Here is a 16,234-nt window from a genome sequence, read left to right on the forward strand (position 1 = left end):
TCGGAGACTGGTAGGGACGACCATCTCCGACCGCACACGTACGAGAAGGGCGGACGACCATGGCCATGCACCCCGACGCGGCCTTGGTGCGCCAGGGCTACGAGGCGTTCGGCAAGGGTGATCTGGCGACCCTCGCCGAGTTGATGACGGCCGACTGTACGCACCACTCACCGGGCGAGAGCCAGGTGTCCGGGCACTTCAAGGGCCGGGAGAACATCCTGGCCATGTTCCAGCAACTGTTCGACCTGTCCCACGGCACCATGCGGGTGGAGCTGGACGGCGTCTACCCGGACGGCCGCGGACACGTCATATCCACGCACAAGACTTTCGCCGAGCGCGGGGACCGCGGCATCGAGATGAGAGGCGGGCTCTTCTTCACGATCATCGGAGGCAAGATTTCCGACGTCGACGAGTGCGTCGAGGACATCGACGAGAGCGACGCCTTCTGGGGTCAGCCCGAGTAGGCGGCGTCCCCCGCGACGAACGTCTCGCCGTTCTTCGGTACGCCGACCCCGCGCCAGGTGAAGGGCAGGCCGCGGGCCGTGTCCAGGTCCGGGCCGTCCATCAGCTGGAAGTGCAGGTGCGGCTCGGTGGAGTTGCCGGAGTTGCCGCAGCGGGCGAGTTCCTGCCCGGCCACCACCCGGTCGCCCGTGCGGACCGCGAGCGAACCGCGCTTGAGGTGCGCGTACATCGCGTACGTACCGTCGCCGAGGTCGAGGACGAGGTGGTTCCCGACGACCCGGCGGGGACCGGCGAGGACGCGGACGGCTGACTCGATCAGCATCAGGTAGGCCACGGCGGGCAGCGAGTTGCGGCTGAGGTGGTCGCGCTGTCCGTCCTCCGCGTGCACGACGGTCGCGTCGGCGACCGCGAGCAGGGGCGCGTCGAAGGCCGGGAAGTTCTGTGGGCGGCGGACGAGCGGCCACAGCCGGGCGAACGCCGGGCGGGGCAGGTCGTCGTCCTCGGCGGTGACGTCGATCGCGTACGTCTGGCCGTACTGGTGCGTGCCGTGGCTCGGTGTCCGGTCCGCCGGGCTGTTCAGCGCCGACCAGCGGCCGGTGACCGGCGGATCCACCTCGACGGCGGTCCGTGAGTCGTTCCGGCTGCCGCCCTTCACGGTGAGCGTGACGCCGACCGCCATGGCGGCGAGCGCGGGCAGCCAGCCCGCCCAGTACGGATAGGGCGGTTCCACGAAGAGCGAGGCCAGCGCCTGCACGATGAACAGCAGCCAGAGCATGCGATGAAGGACCAGTACGGCCTTGCGCCACGACATAGACGTCTCCCCCTGATTTTCGCGGTTACGGACGGGCGGCCGTGAGGACCACCAGGAGCGGGACGACCCGGGTCCCCGGCACCTCGTAGCGGCCGCGGCCTATGGTGTGGAGCCAGCCGGCGCCGGTCAGTTGGCGCAGGTGGTGGTAGATCTGGCCGGTCGTGCCGATCTCCGCCAACTCCGCGAGGTCGGCCGCGGTGCGCCGGCCGCCGAGGATCTCCCGCAGCAGCCGGAGCCGTACGGGATGGCCCAGCGCGGCGAAGGATTCGGCGGTCTCGGTCCAGTCCTCGTCGAGCAGCCGCTCGGTGAGGGCGCCGAACTGCCACTCGTACCGCTCCTCGGTCGGCAGTCGGACCGACCCGGTGAACAGCACCGCCCCGTCCTCGCCCGGCGCGCCCGCCTCGGCGAGCTGCGCCTTGAGCCCTTCCAGGGCCCAGAACGTGTCGTCGGTGACCTCGGGCGCGGGGCGATCCGCCCGCTCCAGGGCCGCCATCCGCCGTTCCAGCTCCGCGACCCGCTCCTCCAGCTCCATGTTTCGTAGATTACGTAATTACGTAATCACGTGCAAGGCCATATGCAGAAAGCCCCCGCCCGGACCCGAAGGTCCGGACGGGGGCTCCCCGTCGTGCTGCTGTCGTGCTGCTGTCGTGCTGCTCCGGATCAGGCCAGCAGGGCCGGGATCGTCGCCTCGTGCGCCGTGCGCAGCTCGGTCAGCGCGATGCCGAACTCGCCCTGCACGTCGATCTCCTCGCCGTCCACGACACCGATCCGCGTCGCCGGCAGACCCCGCGCGCCGCACATGTCGGTGAAGCGGAGCTCCTCGCTGCGCGGGACGGCCACGACCGCGCGGCCGGCCGACTCGCTGAAGAGGAACGTGAAGGCGTCCAGGCCCTCCGGGACGACCAGGCGCGCGCCGGTGCCGCCGCGCAGGCAGGACTCCACGACCGCCTGGACCAGACCGCCGTCGGACAGGTCGTGCGCCGCGTCGATCATGCCGTCGCGGGAGGCCGAGATCAGGATCTCGCCGAGCAGCTTCTCCCGGTCGAGGTCCACGGCCGGCGGCAGACCGCCGAGGTGCTGGTGGATCACCTCGGACCAGGCCGAGCCGCCGAACTCCTCACGCGTGTCGCCCAGCAGGTAGAGGAGCTGGCCCTCTTCCGCGAAGGCGATCGGCGTACGGCGGTTGACGTCGTCGATCACACCGAGCACGGCCACGACCGGCGTCGGGTGGATGGCGACCTCGCCCGTCTGGTTGTACAGCGAGACGTTGCCGCCGGTCACCGGGGTGCCCAGCTGCAGGCAGCCGTCCGCGAGACCACGGGTGGCCTCGGCGAACTGCCACATCACGGCCGGGTCCTCGGGCGAACCGAAGTTCAGGCAGTCCGAGATCGCCAGCGGCTTGGCGCCGGAGGCGGCGACGTTGCGGTACGCCTCCGCGAGCGCGAGCTGCGCACCCGTGTACGGGTCGAGCTTCGCGTACCGGCCGTTGCCGTCGGTCGCCATGGCCACGCCGAGGTTGGTCTCCTCGTCGATCCGGACCATGCCCGCGTCCTCGGGCTGCGCCAGGACGGTGTTGCCCTGCACGAACCGGTCGTACTGGTCCGTGATCCAGGACTTCGACGCCTGGTTCGGAGAGGAGACCAGCTTCAGGACCTGCTCCCGCAGCTCCTCGCCCGTCTCCGGCCGGGGCAGCTTGTTCGCGTCGTCGGCCTGGAGCGCGTCCTGCCACTCGGGGCGCGCGTACGGCCGGTGGTAGACCGGGCCCTCGTGCGCGACCGTACGCGGCGGGACGTCCACGATCTGCTCGCCGTGCCAGAAGATCTCCAGGCGCTCGCCGTCGGTCACCTCACCGATGACGGTGGCGATGACGTCCCACTTCTCGCAGAGTTCGAGGAAGCGGTCGACGTGCTCGGGCTCGACGATCGCGCACATGCGCTCCTGCGACTCGCTCATGAGGATCTCCTCGGGCGAGAGCGTCGCGTCGCGCAGGTGGACCCGGTCGAGGTCGACCCGCATACCGCCGGAACCGGCGGAGGCCAGCTCGGACGTCGCACAGGAGAGTCCGGCGCCACCCAGGTCCTGGATGCCGGCGACCAGCTTCTCCTTGAAGATCTCCAGGGTGCACTCGATGAGGAGCTTCTCCTGGAACGGGTCGCCGACCTGGACCGCGGGCCGCTTCGTCGGCTTCGAGTCGTCGAAGGTCTCGGAGGCGAGCACGGAGACGCCGCCGATGCCGTCGCCGCCGGTACGGGCGCCGTAGAGGATCACCTTGTTGCCGGGGCCGGAAGCCTGGGCGAGGTGGATGTCCTCGTGCTTCATCACGCCGATGCAGCCGGCGTTGACCAGCGGGTTGCCCTGGTAGCACTCGTCGAAGACGACCTCGCCGCCGATGTTCGGCAGGCCCAGGCAGTTGCCGTAGCCGCCGATGCCCGCGACGACACCCGGGAGGACGCGCTTGGTGTCGGGGTGGTCGGCCGCGCCGAAGCGCAGCGGGTCCACGACCGCGACCGGGCGGGCGCCCATCGCGAGGATGTCGCGGACGATGCCGCCGACGCCGGTGGCCGCGCCCTGGTAGGGCTCGATGTACGAGGGGTGGTTGTGCGACTCGACCTTGAAGGTGACCGCGTAACCCTGGCCGACGTCGACCACGCCCGCGTTCTCGCCGATGCCGACGAGCATCGCGTCGTTCTCGGGAACCTTCTCGCCGAACTGCTTCAGGTGGACCTTGCTGCTCTTGTACGAGCAGTGCTCGGACCACATGACGGAGTACATGGCGAGCTCGGCGCCGGTGGGACGGCGGCCGAGGATCTCGCGGATCCGGGCGTACTCGTCCTCCTTGAGGCCGAGCTCCTTCCAGGGCTGCTCGCTGTCCGGGGTCTCGGTGGCGTGCTTGACCGTGTCCAGAGTCATGCGTTGACCAGCTTCTTGAGGATCGAGGTGAAGAAACCGAGGCCGTCGGTACGGCCCGTACCGATCAGCGGCTCGACGGCGTGCTCGGGGTGCGGCATGAGGCCGACCACGTTGCCCGCGGCGTTGGTGATGCCCGCGATGTCGCGGAGCGAGCCGTTGGGGTTCAGGTCCAGGTAGCGGAAGGCCACCCGCCCCTCGGCCTCCAGCTCGTCGAGCACGCGCTGGTCGGCGACGTACCGGCCGTCCATGTTCTTGAGCGGGACCGTGATCTCCTGGCCCTGCTCGTAGTCGGACGTCCACGCGGTGTCCGCGTTCTCCACCCGCAGCTTCTGGTCGCGGCAGATGAAGTGCAGGTGGTTGTTGCGCAGCATCGCGCCCGGCAGCAGATGGGCCTCGGTGAGGATCTGGAAGCCGTTGCAGATGCCGAGGACGGGCATGCCCGCCTTCGCCTGCTCGATGAGCGGCTCCATCACCGGCGAGAAGCGGGAGATGGCACCGGCCCGCAGGTAGTCGCCGTAGGAGAAGCCACCGGCCAGGACCACGGCGTCGACCTGCTTGAGGTCCTTGTCGCGGTGCCACAGCGAGACGGGCTCGGCGCCCGCGAGGCGGACGGCGCGCAGCGCGTCCTGGTCGTCGAGCGTTCCGGGGAACGTGACGACGCCGATGCGTGCCGTCACGAGGGGGCCCCGGCGGTCTCCGCGGACTCGACCTCGGACTCGACCTTGACGGTGAAGTCCTCGATCACGGTGTTGGCGAGGAAGGTTTCGGCCATCTCATGGATGCGGGCGAGGGCGGCCTCGTCGACCGGTCCCTCCACCTCCAGCTCGAAGCGCTTTCCCTGGCGGACGTCGGCGATTCCCTCGAATCCGAGGCGGGGCAGTGCACGCTGCACGGCCTGGCCCTGGGGGTCGAGGATCTCCGGCTTGAGCATGACGTCGACTACGACGCGTGCCACTGGCACTCCCGGTGGTGTGTTGCGTGGGCGGTTCCCTCAGCGTACCTGCCTCCAAATTCTACGCGGGTAGAGGACTGGAGGACCCTACAAAGACTCCCGAGGATCTCCGAAGATCCCCACGGAAAATTCAAGTGAAATATTGCGCGGCCCATTGCGGGGAGACACGCTGATGCAATTGGCTGGGCTTCACAATGCGACGCCTACCGCTGTACAAAGGAATACAGAGGAAAGCAGCATTGCCCCGGGGCAGCCGCAAAGTCGGTGTCGCCGCACGTCAGAGGCGCTTCACACGTCGAGACGATCACGGCACGCCGCAGGAAAGGACCGATATCCGTGGCTCAGCGAGTAGTGGTCACTCTCTCCGATGACATCGACGGCGGAGATGCGGCGGAAACGGTTGCGTTCGGCCTGGACGGGAAGATGTACGAGATCGACCTGAATCCCGCCAATGCAAAGAAACTGCGCAAGGCGCTGGCGCCCTACCTCGCGGCCGGCCGGAAGCTGACGGGCAAGGCCAGGGCCGGCGGCCAGACCGCCTCGGTGGCTTCGTACAAGCACACCGCCCTGGCCCCCGACCCGGCGGCGGTCCGCGCCTGGGCCCAGTCCAACAAGATGGACGTGCCCGCCCGCGGCCGCATCCCGAAGCGGGTCTACGAGGCGTTCCGCGAGGCCAGTTGAGCCGCCTTGAACCGCCCGCCCGGCCGCGCGCCGGGAACCGAGTTGCATTGCACCCCCGCTGATCGGCTAGAGTCTGGATCACGCCGAGGGGCGAGGCCGCAGGGCCGAACCTCACGCAGCGTGCGGGTGTAGTTCAGTAGTAGAACATCCCCCTTCCAGGGGGAAGGCGCAGTGTGCAATTCCTGTCACCCGCTCTGCATCGCATTACCGAGCACTCCGGTGCATCGGGTACAGTGGTGCTCGCACCGCCCAGTGAGAGCTGAGCGGCAGCAATGCGGACGTGGCTCAGTTGGTAGAGCATCACCTTGCCAAGGTGAGGGTCGCGAGTTCGAATCTCGTCGTCCGCTCGTTGATCGAAGGCCCGGTTCTCACGAACCGGGCCTTCGTCGTTTGTGCCGCGGTTCCAGGTGTTCCCGGTCTGACATTTGTCATGAGCAGCGATGACAGCGCGCACTGCCGACCGGGCCGCCGCGCCGCGAGCCTTGAACCATGACCGATGTGATCGTGGCGGAGGACCTCCGCCGGCGCTACTCCGGCGGCTACGACGCCGTCAACGGAATCTCCTTCGCCGTCCCCAGGGGTGAGGTCTTCGCCCTGCTCGGCACCAACGGGGCCGGCAAGACCTCCACCGTCGAGCTCCTGGAGGGCCTCGCCGCGCCGAGCGGCGGCACCGTCCACGTCCTCGGCCACGACCCGTACCGGGAACGGGCCGTCGTCCGGCCCCGGATCGGGGTGATGCTCCAGGAGGGCGGCTTCCCCTCCGACCTGACCGTGGCCGAGACCGTACGGATGTGGGCGGGCTGCACCACCGGTGCCCGGCCGGCCGGCGAGGCCCTCGCGGCCGTCGGCCTCGGCTCCCGCGAACGGGTCCGGATCAAGCAGCTCTCCGGTGGCGAACGGCGGCGCCTCGACCTCGCCCTCGCGCTCCTCGGCCGCCCCGAGGTCCTCTTCCTCGACGAGCCGACCACCGGCCTCGACGCCGAAGGGCGCCGCGACACCTGGGACCTGGTCCGGGCGCTGCGGGACGAGGGCACCACCGTGGTCCTCACCACGCACTACCTGGAGGAGGCCGAGTCCCTGGCCGACCGCCTCGCGATCATGCACCGGGGCCGGATCGTGCTCTCCGGTACGCCGGCCGAGGTCACCGCCGCGCGGCCCGCCCGGATCCGCTTCACCCTCCCCGAGGGCGTCGAGCCCGGCCGGCTGCCGCTCGCCCTGAAGGCCGCCGCGGTGGGGGTACCTCCCAGGCGGAGCTCTGGGGGAGGCCGGCGCGTGGAGATCCGTACGTACGAACTGCAGGAGGCGCTCGGCGAACTCCTGGGCTGGGCCCGCGAGGCGGGCGTACGGCTCGACGGGCTCGACGCCCGCTCGGCCACCCTCGAAGAGGCGTTCCTGGAGATCGCGTCCCGTACCGACGACTTCCGTACAGACGACCTGGAGACCGTTCGATGAACGCGACCGCACGCCGGATGACCTCGCTCGGGCGGGCCGAACTCACCCTCCTCGGGCGGAACAAGAACAACCTCTTCATCGCCCTCCTGATGCCGGTGCTGATGATCTTCGTGCTGCGGTCCTCGCTCTCGCAGATGGGCCAGAACGAACTGCCGCTGGGCATGGCCGGAGCCACCCTCATCGGCGGGACCGGGATGGTCCTCGTGCTCGTCGTCTACATGGGCCTCGTCTCCGCCCTCGTCGCACGGCGCGAGGAACTGGTCCTCAAGCGGCTGCGTACGGGCGAGGCGAGCGACCTGGAGATCCTGGCCGGCGCCGCGCTCCCGTCCGCCGCCATCGCGCTCGCCCAGTGCGCCGTGCTGACCGTCGGCGGCGCCCTCGCCCTCGACGTACCCGCGCCGAAGCGGCCGGACCTGCTCGTGCTCGGCGTGCTCATCGCGATCCTGCTGCTGGCCGGGCTGGCTGCCGCGACCACCGCCATCACGCGGAACGTCGAGAGCGCGGGTCTCACCACGCTGCCGTTCTTCCTCATCTCGGCGATGGGCTCGGGGCTGATGGTCCCCCGCGACGTCCTTCCGGACCTGGCCGCGAGCATCACGCAACTGCTGCCGTTCACCGGCGTCATGGAGTTCGTCCGGGCCGGCTGGCTCGGCGTCGGCGACACCAAGGACCTGCTGACCGCCGGGCTCACCACGCTGGCCTGGGGCGTCCTCACCGTGTTTGCTGTCCAGAAGTGGTTCCGCTGGGAGCCGCGACGCTAGAAAGGGGGGCCGGGGCGCGTGTCCAGGCTGACGGGGTGGTGGAGCCGGCGCGGCAGCGCGGCCAAGGTCGAGCTGTACACCCGATGGAGCTTCCACTTCTTCGCGCTGATCGAGATCGGCTTCGTCGGGCTGAGCGCCGTCGCGAGCATCCAGGGCGAACCGCAGGCCGGCCCGCTCTCGATCGGCCTGATGGTGCTGGTCGGCGCGCACGCCGTGCTGGCCGCCCTGGTCTCCTCGCGCGCCCTGGACTGGGCACTTGACCGGCGCGAGCAGCCGGTCCGCCTCGCCGTCGCGCTGACCGTGCTGACGGCGGCCGGTGCGCTGACCGTGATCGCGCTGCGGGCCACCGGGGTGATCGCCGACCTCACGGTCGCGGCCGCCGTCGTCACCGGCCTGGTCTCCTTCGGCCTCGGCGCGCTGGTGCTCTGCATGCGGCGGCCCCGGCGGATGCTGTACATCGCCCCGGCCACCGCGGTCGCGACCGGAGTCGCCGCCGCGGTGATGAGCGGCCACTGGGGCGAGGGCCTCGGATACGTCATCGCCATCATGGTGGGCGGCGTCTTCCTCGTCGCCGCCTGCGGCTTCTCCGGCTGGCTGATGAAGATCGTCTGGGAGCTGGAGCGGTCCCGCGACCTGAAGGCCCGGCTCGCCGTCGCCGAGGAACGGCTCCGCTTCGGCCGCGACCTGCACGACGTCATGGGCCGCAACCTGTCGGTGATCGCCCTCAAGAGCGAACTGGCCGTGCAGCTCGCGCGGCGCGAACGGCCCGAGGCCGTGGACCAGATGATCGAGGTGCAGCGGATCGCGCAGGAGTCCCAGCGGGAGGTACGGGACGTGGTGCGCGGCTACCGGGAGGCGGACCTGCGGGTCGAACTGGAGGGCGCGCGCGGGGTGCTCGGGGCGGCCGGCATCGAGTGCGCGATCGATCCGGTGGCCCTGGAGCTGCCGGCCACCGTCCAGTCGGTGCTGGGCTGGGTGGTGCGGGAGACGACGACCAACGTGCTGCGGCACGGGGACGCGCGGCGGTGCGCGATCTCACTGCGGGAGAAGGACGGTTCGGTGCTGCTGACGGTACGGAACGACGGTGTGCGGGAAGGGGCGGTGATGGAGCGCGGCTCGGGCCTCGCGGGGCTGCGGGAGCGGCTCGCGACGGTGGACGGGACCCTGGAGGCGGGTCCCGACGACGCCGGTTCGTTCCAGGTGACGGCACTGGTGCCGGTACCGGTGGCGGCAGCGGAGCGGGGGGTGCGGCCGTGACCGTACGCGTCCTGCTCGCCGACGACGAGCATCTGATCCGGGGCGCGCTCGCCGCTCTGCTCGCCCTGGAGGACGATCTCGTGGTCGTCGCCGAGGCCGCCACCGGACCCGAGGCGCTCGCCATGGCCCGCGCCCACCGGCCCGACGTCGCCGTCCTCGATCTCCAGATGCCGGGCCTCGACGGTGTGAGGGTCGCCACAGCGCTCCGGGACGAACTGCCCGGCTGCCGCACCATGATCGTGACCAGTCACGGCCGCCCCGGGCACCTCAAGCGGGCGCTCGCGGCCGGCGTGCGGGGCTTCGTACCGAAGACCGTCAGCGCCCAGCGGCTCGCCGAGCTGATCCGAACCGTGCACGCCGGTAACCGCTACGTGGACCCGGAGTTGGCGGCCGACGCGATCGCCGCCGGGGACTCCCCGCTGACCGCGCGCGAGGCCGAGGTGCTCGAACTCGCCGCCGACGGAGCGCCCGTCGCGGAGATCGCCGAGCGGGCCTCGCTCTCGCAGGGGACGGTCCGCAACTACCTCTCCTCGGCCGCCGCGAAGCTCGGTGCCGAGAACCGGCACACGGCGGTGCGTCTCGCACGCGAGAAAGGTTGGGTATAGTGGGCTCCGCGCTACGGCGCATGCGGACGTGGCTCAGTTGGTAGAGCATCACCTTGCCAAGGTGAGGGTCGCGAGTTCGAATCTCGTCGTCCGCTCCATGAAAGAAACCCCCGGTCGATCCGACCGGGGGTTTCTTCGTGTTCCCGGTGCTACTTCCAGGCGGTGCCGGTCAGCAGCTCGTACGCCTCGATGTACTTGGCGCGGGTCGCGTCCACGATCTCCTGCGGGAGGGCCGGCGGCGGCTGCTCGCTCTTGCGGTCCCAGCCGGAGGCCGGGGAGGTCAGCCAGTCCCGGACGAACTGCTTGTCGTACGAGGGCTGGGCGCGGCCCGGCTGCCACTGGTCGGCCGGCCAGAAGCGGGACGAGTCCGGGGTGAGGACCTCGTCGGCGAGGATCAGCCGCTCGCCCTCCTCGGTCGACGCGAAGCCGAACTCGAACTTGGTGTCGGCGAGGATGATCCCGCGCTCGCGGGCGATGTCCCGGGCCCGGCCGTAGACGGCGAGGGTCGTCTGGCGCAGCAGCGCGGCGGTCTCCGCGCCGACCTGGCGGGCGACCTCCTCGTACGACACGTTCTCGTCGTGGTCGCCGACGGCGGCCTTGGTGGCCGGGGTGAAGATCGGCGCGGGCAGCTCGGAGCCGTCGCTGAGGCCCTCGGGGAGCGCGAGGCCGCAGACCGTACGGGACTCGACGTACTCGACCAGGCCGGAGCCGGTGAGGTAGCCGCGGGCCACGCACTCGACGGGCACCATGCTCAGCGACTTGCAGATGAGGGTGCGGCCCGCCCAGTCGGCGGGGGCGCCGGCCGGGACGTCGGTGGAGATGACGTGGTTGGGGGCCAGGTCGGCGAGCCGGTCGAACCACCACAGGGAGAGCCGGGTGAGCACCCGCCCCTTGTCGGGGATCTCGGTCGGCAGCACCCAGTCGTACGCGGAGATGCGGTCGCTGGCCACCATCACGAGCTCGCCGGCCTCGTTCTGGTAGAGGTCACGCACCTTGCCCGTGTGGAGGTGGGTCAGGCCCGGGACCTGAACAGGCTCGGGCTTTTCTACGAATCCGGACACGGTTCCTCCGCGTAGGTTGATCCAGGAACGGTTCCGATTCTCTCGCACTGTGCGGGGTGCTCGTCGAGCGGCCCCTCGAACGCCCTGGTCAGTCCCTCGTCCAGCCCCTCGTCCTGGTCAGTCCCTCTTACAGATGCGGTCGAGGAGATTCGCGGTGGCGCGCTGGATCCGGGGGTCGACATGGCCCGGCCGGTCCAGGGCGGGCGACCAGGCGAAGGTCCCGGAGGCGAAGACCCACGCTCCGGACGGCGCCCGGTAGAGGCTCGATTCCTGGTGCCTGAGCGCTCCCTCGCTGTCCTGGTAGGGCGAGTGGGCGAGCAGGATGCGGGCCTCGTGCTCGGGGAGCGCGGTGCGCGGGAAGTAGCGGTCCGCCTCGCCCGCGACCAGGCCGGGGATCTCGTCGCCGTCGCCGGCGCCGGTGGCCTCCCAGAGCCAGTGGTCCGCGTTCCGTACGACCAGGGGGTGCGGCTCCGGGACCCGGCCCGCGTACTGGATGCCGAGCAGCTGCTGCTCCGGGCGGTCGACCTCGCGCCAGAGCGCGGGGCGGCCGGGGCCACGGCGCTTGCGGCAGGTGAGGAGCCGGTCGGGGACCCCGGACGGGGAGGGGCCCAGCTCCACCTGCCAGTACATGGTGTTGGCGGAGAGGAAGACGAGGGAGGTGCCCTGGTCACGGGCGAGTTCGACGGTCCGGCGCATGGGGACGGACCAGTACTCGTCATGGCCGGGGAAGACCAGGCCCCGGTAGCGGGTCGGGTCGACGCGGCCGGCGTGCAGGTCGCGGGTCTCGGCGTAGGCGAGGTCGTAGCCGTACCGCTCGGCCCAGCGGATGAAGTCGTAGGCGTGGCCCACGTGGAGGGGGAGGCCGGCGCCCGCGTACGGGCGGTCGAAGGAGACGGTGATGGCCGCGTCCTGCTCGCCGAGGAGCCGGCCCTGCTCGTCCCACGCGTGGTAGAGGCTGGCGCCCGTCCTGCCGTCCTCGGGGTAGAGGTTGTACGCCTGCCAGGTGATGTCCGGGAGGACGAGGAGCAGGTCGGCGGGGTGGTTGTCGCGGACGGTGAAGGGGATGTGGGAGCGGTAGCCGTCGGCGGTGGTGAGGACGGCGACGTACGCGCCGATCGACCAGTGGGCGGGGACCTGCAGCCGCCAGGACTGCCACCAGTGGTGACAGGAGACCGTGCGGTCGGCGGTGAGCGGGGCCGGCTGGACGATTCCGGAGAGCCGGGGGCTGGTGGTGATCTTGGTGGCGCCCTCGCCGGCGTAGTGACCGATCCGGTAGATGTCGACCGAGAACTGCTGCGGCGGGTCCACCGTGATGTGGAAATCGATCGCCTCGCCGGGGGCCACTGCTCCGCTGGAGACGAATCCCTTGATCTGGCTCCGTACGTCGTCGGCGGTGCGCGGGCCGCCGCTGCCGCCGCGGGCCAGGGTCTCGTCGGCGTACCAGGGGACGACCTGGCCGGTGTCGTCGAAGTAGTTCTCCGAGCCGCGCAGCCAGGGCAGGGGGCCCTGACCGAACGGGTCCGTGACGGCGTGGGCGAGCGCGCCCGACTCCCACCGCCTGATCTGGTCCGCCCCCATGTCGCGCCCCTCCCTCGACTCCCCCGCGTGCCGTCTTCCGTCGTCCGCACATGGAGCTGTCGTACGCGCTGTCATGTGCTGCTGTCAGTGCCGGTCTCCAGCACATCACATAACGCACGCACTCCGTCACCGTTCGTCGCGAATTGGCGTGAACGGAAGGCGAGCTTCCGGAATCGAGCTCGTTTCAGACGAGGCGGACGGGCTTCTCGGGGCGCACGCCGGTCTCCGCGAGCCAGGCGCGGAGCGGGTCGGGGTCGCCGTCCTCGACGAGGGCGAGGACGCGGGCGGTCAGGTCCGTGTTCCGCACGCCGCCGACGAGGAGCGCGGGGCCGTCGAGCCAGTCGAGGCCGGGGGCGGCGCCGGCGGTGTCCACGGCGGCGCAGCAGACCATCGCCGTCACGTGGTCCGCGAGCAGGTCCCGCCCCGTCCGGGGCGGCTGCAGCGGGAAGAGCGGCAGCGCGTCGCCGCCGTCCGCACCGGTGACGTCCAGCTGGGCGTGGGCGTGCGCCTGCGCCTGCCCCGCGGGCCGCGCGGCCTCCTCGCGCGCCACATGGGCGGTGAGAGCGGCGGCGAGCGCGTCGGCGGTGGGGTTGGCGGCGAGGGGCTGGTCCGGGTCGACCCCGGGGGCCAGGTGGTCGGGGGGTACGGCGGCGGGGGCCTGGTCGTCGGCGGGTGCGGCGGCAGGGGCCTGGTCGTCGGCGGGTGCGGCGGCAGGGGCCTGGTCGTCGGCGGGTGCGGCGGCAGGGGCCTGGTCGTCGGCGGGTTCGAGGTCGGCGGTGGGTGCTGCGGCGGGTCCGAGGTCGGCGGTGGGTGCTGCGGCGGGTCCGAGGTCGGCGGTGGGTGCTGCGGCGGGGTTCGGGGGTCCGTCAGGGGGTCCGTCCGCGGGCTCCGGGTGGGCCGAGAGGTGGCTCAGGACTCGGGTCAGCGTCGGGCCGTCGGCAGGCCCGCCCGCCGAGCCCGACCCGGCACCCGAACCGGCACCCGACCCGGCACCCGTACCGGACGGCAGGACGCCGAGTTCGTCGAGGACCTGGTGGAGGCGGGCGGCGTCGCTGCGCCACTTCCGGTCCACGACCTCCTCCGGGTACTGATTCCAGTCCACCGGGGACCAGTCCGGGCCGGCCTCCGCGGGTCCGCCGTGGAAGAGCCGGGCGGCGAGCAGTGAGGCGGCCTCGTCCACGACTCCGGGCTCTTCGAGCAGGTCGCAGGCCGGGCGCTCGCCGAGCCTGGAGGCGAAGCCCTCGGCGAGGCGGTCGCGGCGGGACAGCTCGGTGAGGGCCGCGACCACGCCCACGTCGAGGCTGGCCGGCCAGCGGCCCATCCGCCAGGCGGGCAGCGCGACCCGGGTGAGCAGCCGGTCCCAGCCCGCGTAGGCGAGGCCGACCTGCTCCTGGGCGACGATCCGGACGCCGTAGTCCACAGTCTGTGCACGCTCGGACCCGGCCACGGCGACGCCCCGCTCCATCTCGGCGGCGTGCCCCCGGCAGAGGAGCAGCAGCACCCGGGCGACCCGCGCGATGCCGTGCGCGCCCAGCCTGCTGACCGGGTCGAGCCCGGGCCGCCGGGGAGCGGCGACGGCGGCGTCGAGTCCCTGCACGAAACGGCGGGCCGCGGCTATGTCGGGGTGCGCCGCCGGGGCCGTACCGGCGACGACGGGCGCGAGGACCGCGCGCAGCTCGCCGACGCGCATCCACCACAGGAACGGCGAGCCTATGACCAGGACCGGAGCGTCGGTGGAGCGCCGCAGTCCCGTCGTACGGCCGGAGTCGTGGGCCGGGTGCGTACGGTCCTCCAGCCAGCTGTCGCAGTCCGGCGTCAGGGCTATCGCGGAGGGCGCGGGGACGCCGAGCCGGTCGGCCAGGTCCCGCACCAACCGGTACAGATCGGGCGCTGCCTTCTCCGAGAGCTCGACCGTCGGCGTGACCGCGGGCCGGGAGCGCGCGATCACGAGGGCGACGGCCGCCGCCGCGAGCAGCACGACCAACGCGAGCGCGGTGACGACCCAGCGGGCGCTGTCCCAGCCGGTCCCGGTCATATGGCCGGTGACCCCGCCCGCGTACAGGATCACGGCCGCGGCGGCGGGGAGCAGCGCGAGGCCGAGTGCCCTGCCGCGGACGCGGAGCACGGCGAGGGCCCGGGCGCGCGCGGCGCGCACACCCATCTCCTCGCCGACAACGGAACCGGTACCGGACACGCCGTACATCACCCCCTCCTGCCCTCGTCGGGACTGCCTGTGGCGGTGTTGCTCACTCCCCCACTGTGGCACCCGCCACTGACATCGCAATGCCGGTGGGCCAAGTGCCGGAACGCCTTCGCCGCACCCTAGTTGGGGGTTCGGCGGTCGTCATCCGGATGGCTCAGTCGTCACTCGATGGAATGGCTTTGGGTAAAGGTGATGACGGTTCGGGGCCGTTAGGGGTTCACTCCCCGGCGGCCTTGCGTGCGATGTCCGTACGGTGCTGCGAGCCGTCCAGACGGATCCGGCCGACCGCCTTGTACGCCCGCTCGCGGGCCTGCGCCAGGTCGTTTCCGGTCGCGGTGACGGACAGCACCCGCCCGCCCGCGCTGACGACCGCGTCGCCGTCCGGCTTCGTACCGGCGTGCAGGACGTACGCGTACGGGGCATCCTGCGCCGCGACCTCGTCCAGGCCCTCGATCGGGTCACCCGTGCGCGGGGTCGCCGGGTAGTTGTGCGAGGCGATGACGACGGTCACGGCCGCGTCCTCGTGCCAGTTCAGCGGCGGCTCGTTGTCGAGGGTGCCGTTGGCGGCGTTCAGCAGGACGCTCGCCAGCGGGGTCCGCAGCCGGGCCAGGACGACCTGGGTCTCCGGGTCGCCGAAGCGGGCGTTGAACTCGATGACCCGTACGCCGCGGCTCGTGATCGCCAGACCCGCGTACAGCAGCCCCTGGAACGGGGTGCCCCGGCGGCGCAGCTCGTCGACGGTCGGCTGGAGGACGGTGTCCATGACCTCGTCGACCAGCTTGGGGTCGGCCCAGGGCAGCGGGGAGTACGCGCCCATGCCGCCGGTGTTCGGGCCCTCGTCGCCGTCGAGCGCGCGCTTGAAGTCCTGCGCGGGGGTGAGCGGGAGGACGGTCACGCCGTCGGTGATCGCGAAGAGGGAGACCTCGGGGCCGTCCAGGAACTCCTCGATGACGACGCGGTCGCAGGCGAGGGCGTGGGCCTTCGCCTCGGCGAGGTCGTTCGTCACGACGACGCCCTTGCCGGCGGCGAGACCGTCGTCCTTGACGACGTACGGAGCGCCGAAGGCGTCGAGCGCCTCGTCGATCTCCTCGGGGGTCGTACAGACGTAGCTGCGGGCGGTGGGCACATTGGCGCCCGCCATGACGTCCTTGGCGAACGCCTTGGAGCCCTCCAGCTGCGCCGCCTGCTCGGACGGGCCGAAGCAGGGGATGCCGGCCGCGCGGACGGCGTCGGCGACACCCGCGACGAGCGGGGCCTCCGGGCCGACGACGACCAGGTCGGCCTGGAGGCCGGCCGCGAGTCGTGCGACGGCGTCGCCGTCCAGCTGGTCGACGGGGTGCAGCTCGGCGACCTCCGCGATTCCGGCGTTGCCGGGCGCGCAGTGCAGAGCGGTGACGTCGGGATCGAGGGAGAGAGAGCGGCACAGGGCGTGTTCGCGGGCGCCGCCGCCGATGACGAGGACCTTCACGCCAGCCAGGGTAGCCCGCGTGGCCGGATGCCC

General features: G+C 71.6%; 15 protein-coding genes and 3 tRNA genes. 9 read left to right on the plus strand and 9 right to left on the minus strand.

Annotated elements, in window-relative coordinates; translation table 11 throughout:
- Nucleotides 1–59 precede the first annotated feature (59 nt).
- Nucleotides 60–464 (plus strand): nuclear transport factor 2 family protein, encoded by a 405-nt coding sequence (locus Q5762_RS26425; protein WP_315894740.1) that lies wholly within the window; start codon nt 60–62, stop codon nt 462–464.
- Here Q5762_RS26425 and Q5762_RS26430 read toward each other — a convergent pair.
- From Q5762_RS26430 to purS, 5 genes are all read right to left on the minus strand, one after another.
- Nucleotides 452–1,273, minus strand: a complete 822-nt coding sequence (locus tag Q5762_RS26430) for a M23 family metallopeptidase (protein WP_315894741.1) — start codon at nt 1,271–1,273, stop codon at nt 452–454. The two genes, Q5762_RS26425 and Q5762_RS26430, sit on opposite strands and share 13 nt — an antisense overlap.
- 25 nt (nt 1,274–1,298) lie before the next feature.
- Nucleotides 1,299–1,805, minus strand: a complete 507-nt coding sequence (locus Q5762_RS26435; protein WP_315894742.1) for a helix-turn-helix domain-containing protein — start codon at nt 1,803–1,805, stop codon at nt 1,299–1,301.
- A 128-nt stretch (nt 1,806–1,933) separates the two neighbouring features.
- The gene (gene purL / locus Q5762_RS26440; RefSeq protein ID WP_315894743.1) at nt 1,934–4,183 is read right to left on the minus strand and encodes a phosphoribosylformylglycinamidine synthase subunit PurL; all 2,250 of its coding nucleotides are present in this window, start codon (nt 4,181–4,183) and stop codon (nt 1,934–1,936) included.
- Complete coding sequence (gene purQ, locus Q5762_RS26445; RefSeq protein ID WP_315894744.1) at nt 4,180–4,860, minus strand: phosphoribosylformylglycinamidine synthase subunit PurQ; 681 nt, start codon at nt 4,858–4,860, stop codon at nt 4,180–4,182. Before purQ ends, purL begins: the two co-directional genes overlap by 4 nt.
- A complete protein-coding gene (gene purS / locus Q5762_RS26450; protein ID WP_315894745.1) occupies nt 4,857–5,138 on the minus strand; it encodes a phosphoribosylformylglycinamidine synthase subunit PurS in 282 nt (93 codons plus the stop codon). The genes purQ and purS overlap by 4 nt, the downstream gene beginning before the upstream one ends.
- Nucleotides 5,139–5,471: 333 nt before the next feature.
- Between purS and Q5762_RS26455 the strand changes: the two genes are divergently transcribed.
- From Q5762_RS26455 to Q5762_RS26490, 8 genes are all read left to right on the plus strand, one after another.
- Nucleotides 5,472–5,816, plus strand: a complete 345-nt coding sequence (locus Q5762_RS26455) for an Lsr2 family protein (protein WP_315894746.1) — start codon at nt 5,472–5,474, stop codon at nt 5,814–5,816.
- Nucleotides 5,817–5,938: 122 nt separating this feature from the next.
- Nucleotides 5,939–6,010, plus strand: a tRNA-Gly gene (locus Q5762_RS26460).
- 80 nt (nt 6,011–6,090) lie between these two features.
- Nucleotides 6,091–6,163: transfer RNA gene (locus Q5762_RS26465), tRNA-Gly, on the plus strand.
- Nucleotides 6,164–6,305: 142 nt separating this feature from the next.
- Nucleotides 6,306–7,268 carry an ABC transporter ATP-binding protein gene (locus Q5762_RS26470; RefSeq protein WP_315894747.1) on the plus strand — a complete coding sequence of 321 codons (963 nt, stop codon included), beginning with the start codon at nt 6,306–6,308 and terminating at the stop codon, nt 7,266–7,268.
- Nucleotides 7,265–8,029, plus strand: a complete 765-nt coding sequence (locus Q5762_RS26475; RefSeq protein ID WP_315894748.1) for an ABC transporter permease — start codon at nt 7,265–7,267, stop codon at nt 8,027–8,029. The genes Q5762_RS26470 and Q5762_RS26475 overlap by 4 nt, the downstream gene beginning before the upstream one ends.
- A gap of 18 nt (nt 8,030–8,047) precedes the next feature.
- Complete coding sequence (locus Q5762_RS26480) at nt 8,048–9,286, plus strand: histidine kinase (protein ID WP_315894749.1); 1,239 nt, start codon at nt 8,048–8,050, stop codon at nt 9,284–9,286.
- Nucleotides 9,283–9,891, plus strand: a complete 609-nt coding sequence (locus Q5762_RS26485) for a response regulator transcription factor (RefSeq protein WP_315894750.1) — start codon at nt 9,283–9,285, stop codon at nt 9,889–9,891. Before Q5762_RS26480 ends, Q5762_RS26485 begins: the two co-directional genes overlap by 4 nt.
- A gap of 22 nt (nt 9,892–9,913) precedes the next feature.
- Nucleotides 9,914–9,989: transfer RNA gene (locus tag Q5762_RS26490), tRNA-Gly, on the plus strand.
- Between the two features lie 51 nt (nt 9,990–10,040).
- Here the strand turns inward: Q5762_RS26490 and Q5762_RS26495 are convergent.
- The 4 genes from Q5762_RS26495 to purD all read right to left on the minus strand — a co-directional run bounded on the left by Q5762_RS26495 (nt 10,041) and on the right by purD (nt 16,201).
- Nucleotides 10,041–10,952 carry a phosphoribosylaminoimidazolesuccinocarboxamide synthase gene (locus tag Q5762_RS26495; protein WP_315894751.1) on the minus strand — a complete coding sequence of 304 codons (912 nt, stop codon included), beginning with the start codon at nt 10,950–10,952 and terminating at the stop codon, nt 10,041–10,043.
- 117 nt (nt 10,953–11,069) lie between these two features.
- Nucleotides 11,070–12,530 carry a N,N-dimethylformamidase beta subunit family domain-containing protein gene (locus Q5762_RS26500; protein ID WP_315894752.1) on the minus strand — a complete coding sequence of 487 codons (1,461 nt, stop codon included), beginning with the start codon at nt 12,528–12,530 and terminating at the stop codon, nt 11,070–11,072.
- A 184-nt stretch (nt 12,531–12,714) separates the two neighbouring features.
- Nucleotides 12,715–14,733, minus strand: coding sequence for a hypothetical protein (locus Q5762_RS26505; RefSeq protein ID WP_315894753.1), 2,019 nt, complete (start codon nt 14,731–14,733; stop codon nt 12,715–12,717).
- 217 nt (nt 14,734–14,950) lie between these two features.
- Complete coding sequence (gene purD / locus Q5762_RS26510) at nt 14,951–16,201, minus strand: phosphoribosylamine--glycine ligase (protein WP_315894754.1); 1,251 nt, start codon at nt 16,199–16,201, stop codon at nt 14,951–14,953.
- Nucleotides 16,202–16,234: the final 33 nt, after the last annotated feature.

This window comes from Streptomyces sp. P9(2023) (genome assembly GCF_032436795.1).
GTDB lineage: Bacteria > Actinomycetota > Actinomycetes > Streptomycetales > Streptomycetaceae > Streptomyces.

Excerpts from the sequence above, each read along its gene's own strand:
- Q5762_RS26425 (WP_315894740.1), top strand. The coding sequence starts at position 60 with ATGGCCATGCACCCCGACGCGGCCTTGGTGCGCCAGGGCTACGAGGCG.
- Q5762_RS26430 (WP_315894741.1), bottom strand. The coding sequence starts at position 1,273 with ATGTCGTGGCGCAAGGCCGTACTGGTCCTTCATCGCATGCTCTGGCTG.
- Q5762_RS26435 (WP_315894742.1), bottom strand. The coding sequence starts at position 1,805 with ATGGAGCTGGAGGAGCGGGTCGCGGAGCTGGAACGGCGGATGGCGGCC.
- purL (WP_315894743.1), bottom strand. The coding sequence starts at position 4,183 with ATGACTCTGGACACGGTCAAGCACGCCACCGAGACCCCGGACAGCGAG.
- Q5762_RS26470 (WP_315894747.1), top strand. The coding sequence starts at position 6,306 with ATGACCGATGTGATCGTGGCGGAGGACCTCCGCCGGCGCTACTCCGGC.
- Q5762_RS26475 (WP_315894748.1), top strand. The coding sequence starts at position 7,265 with ATGAACGCGACCGCACGCCGGATGACCTCGCTCGGGCGGGCCGAACTC.
- Q5762_RS26500 (WP_315894752.1), bottom strand. The coding sequence starts at position 12,530 with ATGGGGGCGGACCAGATCAGGCGGTGGGAGTCGGGCGCGCTCGCCCAC.
- Q5762_RS26505 (WP_315894753.1), bottom strand. The coding sequence starts at position 14,733 with ATGTACGGCGTGTCCGGTACCGGTTCCGTTGTCGGCGAGGAGATGGGT.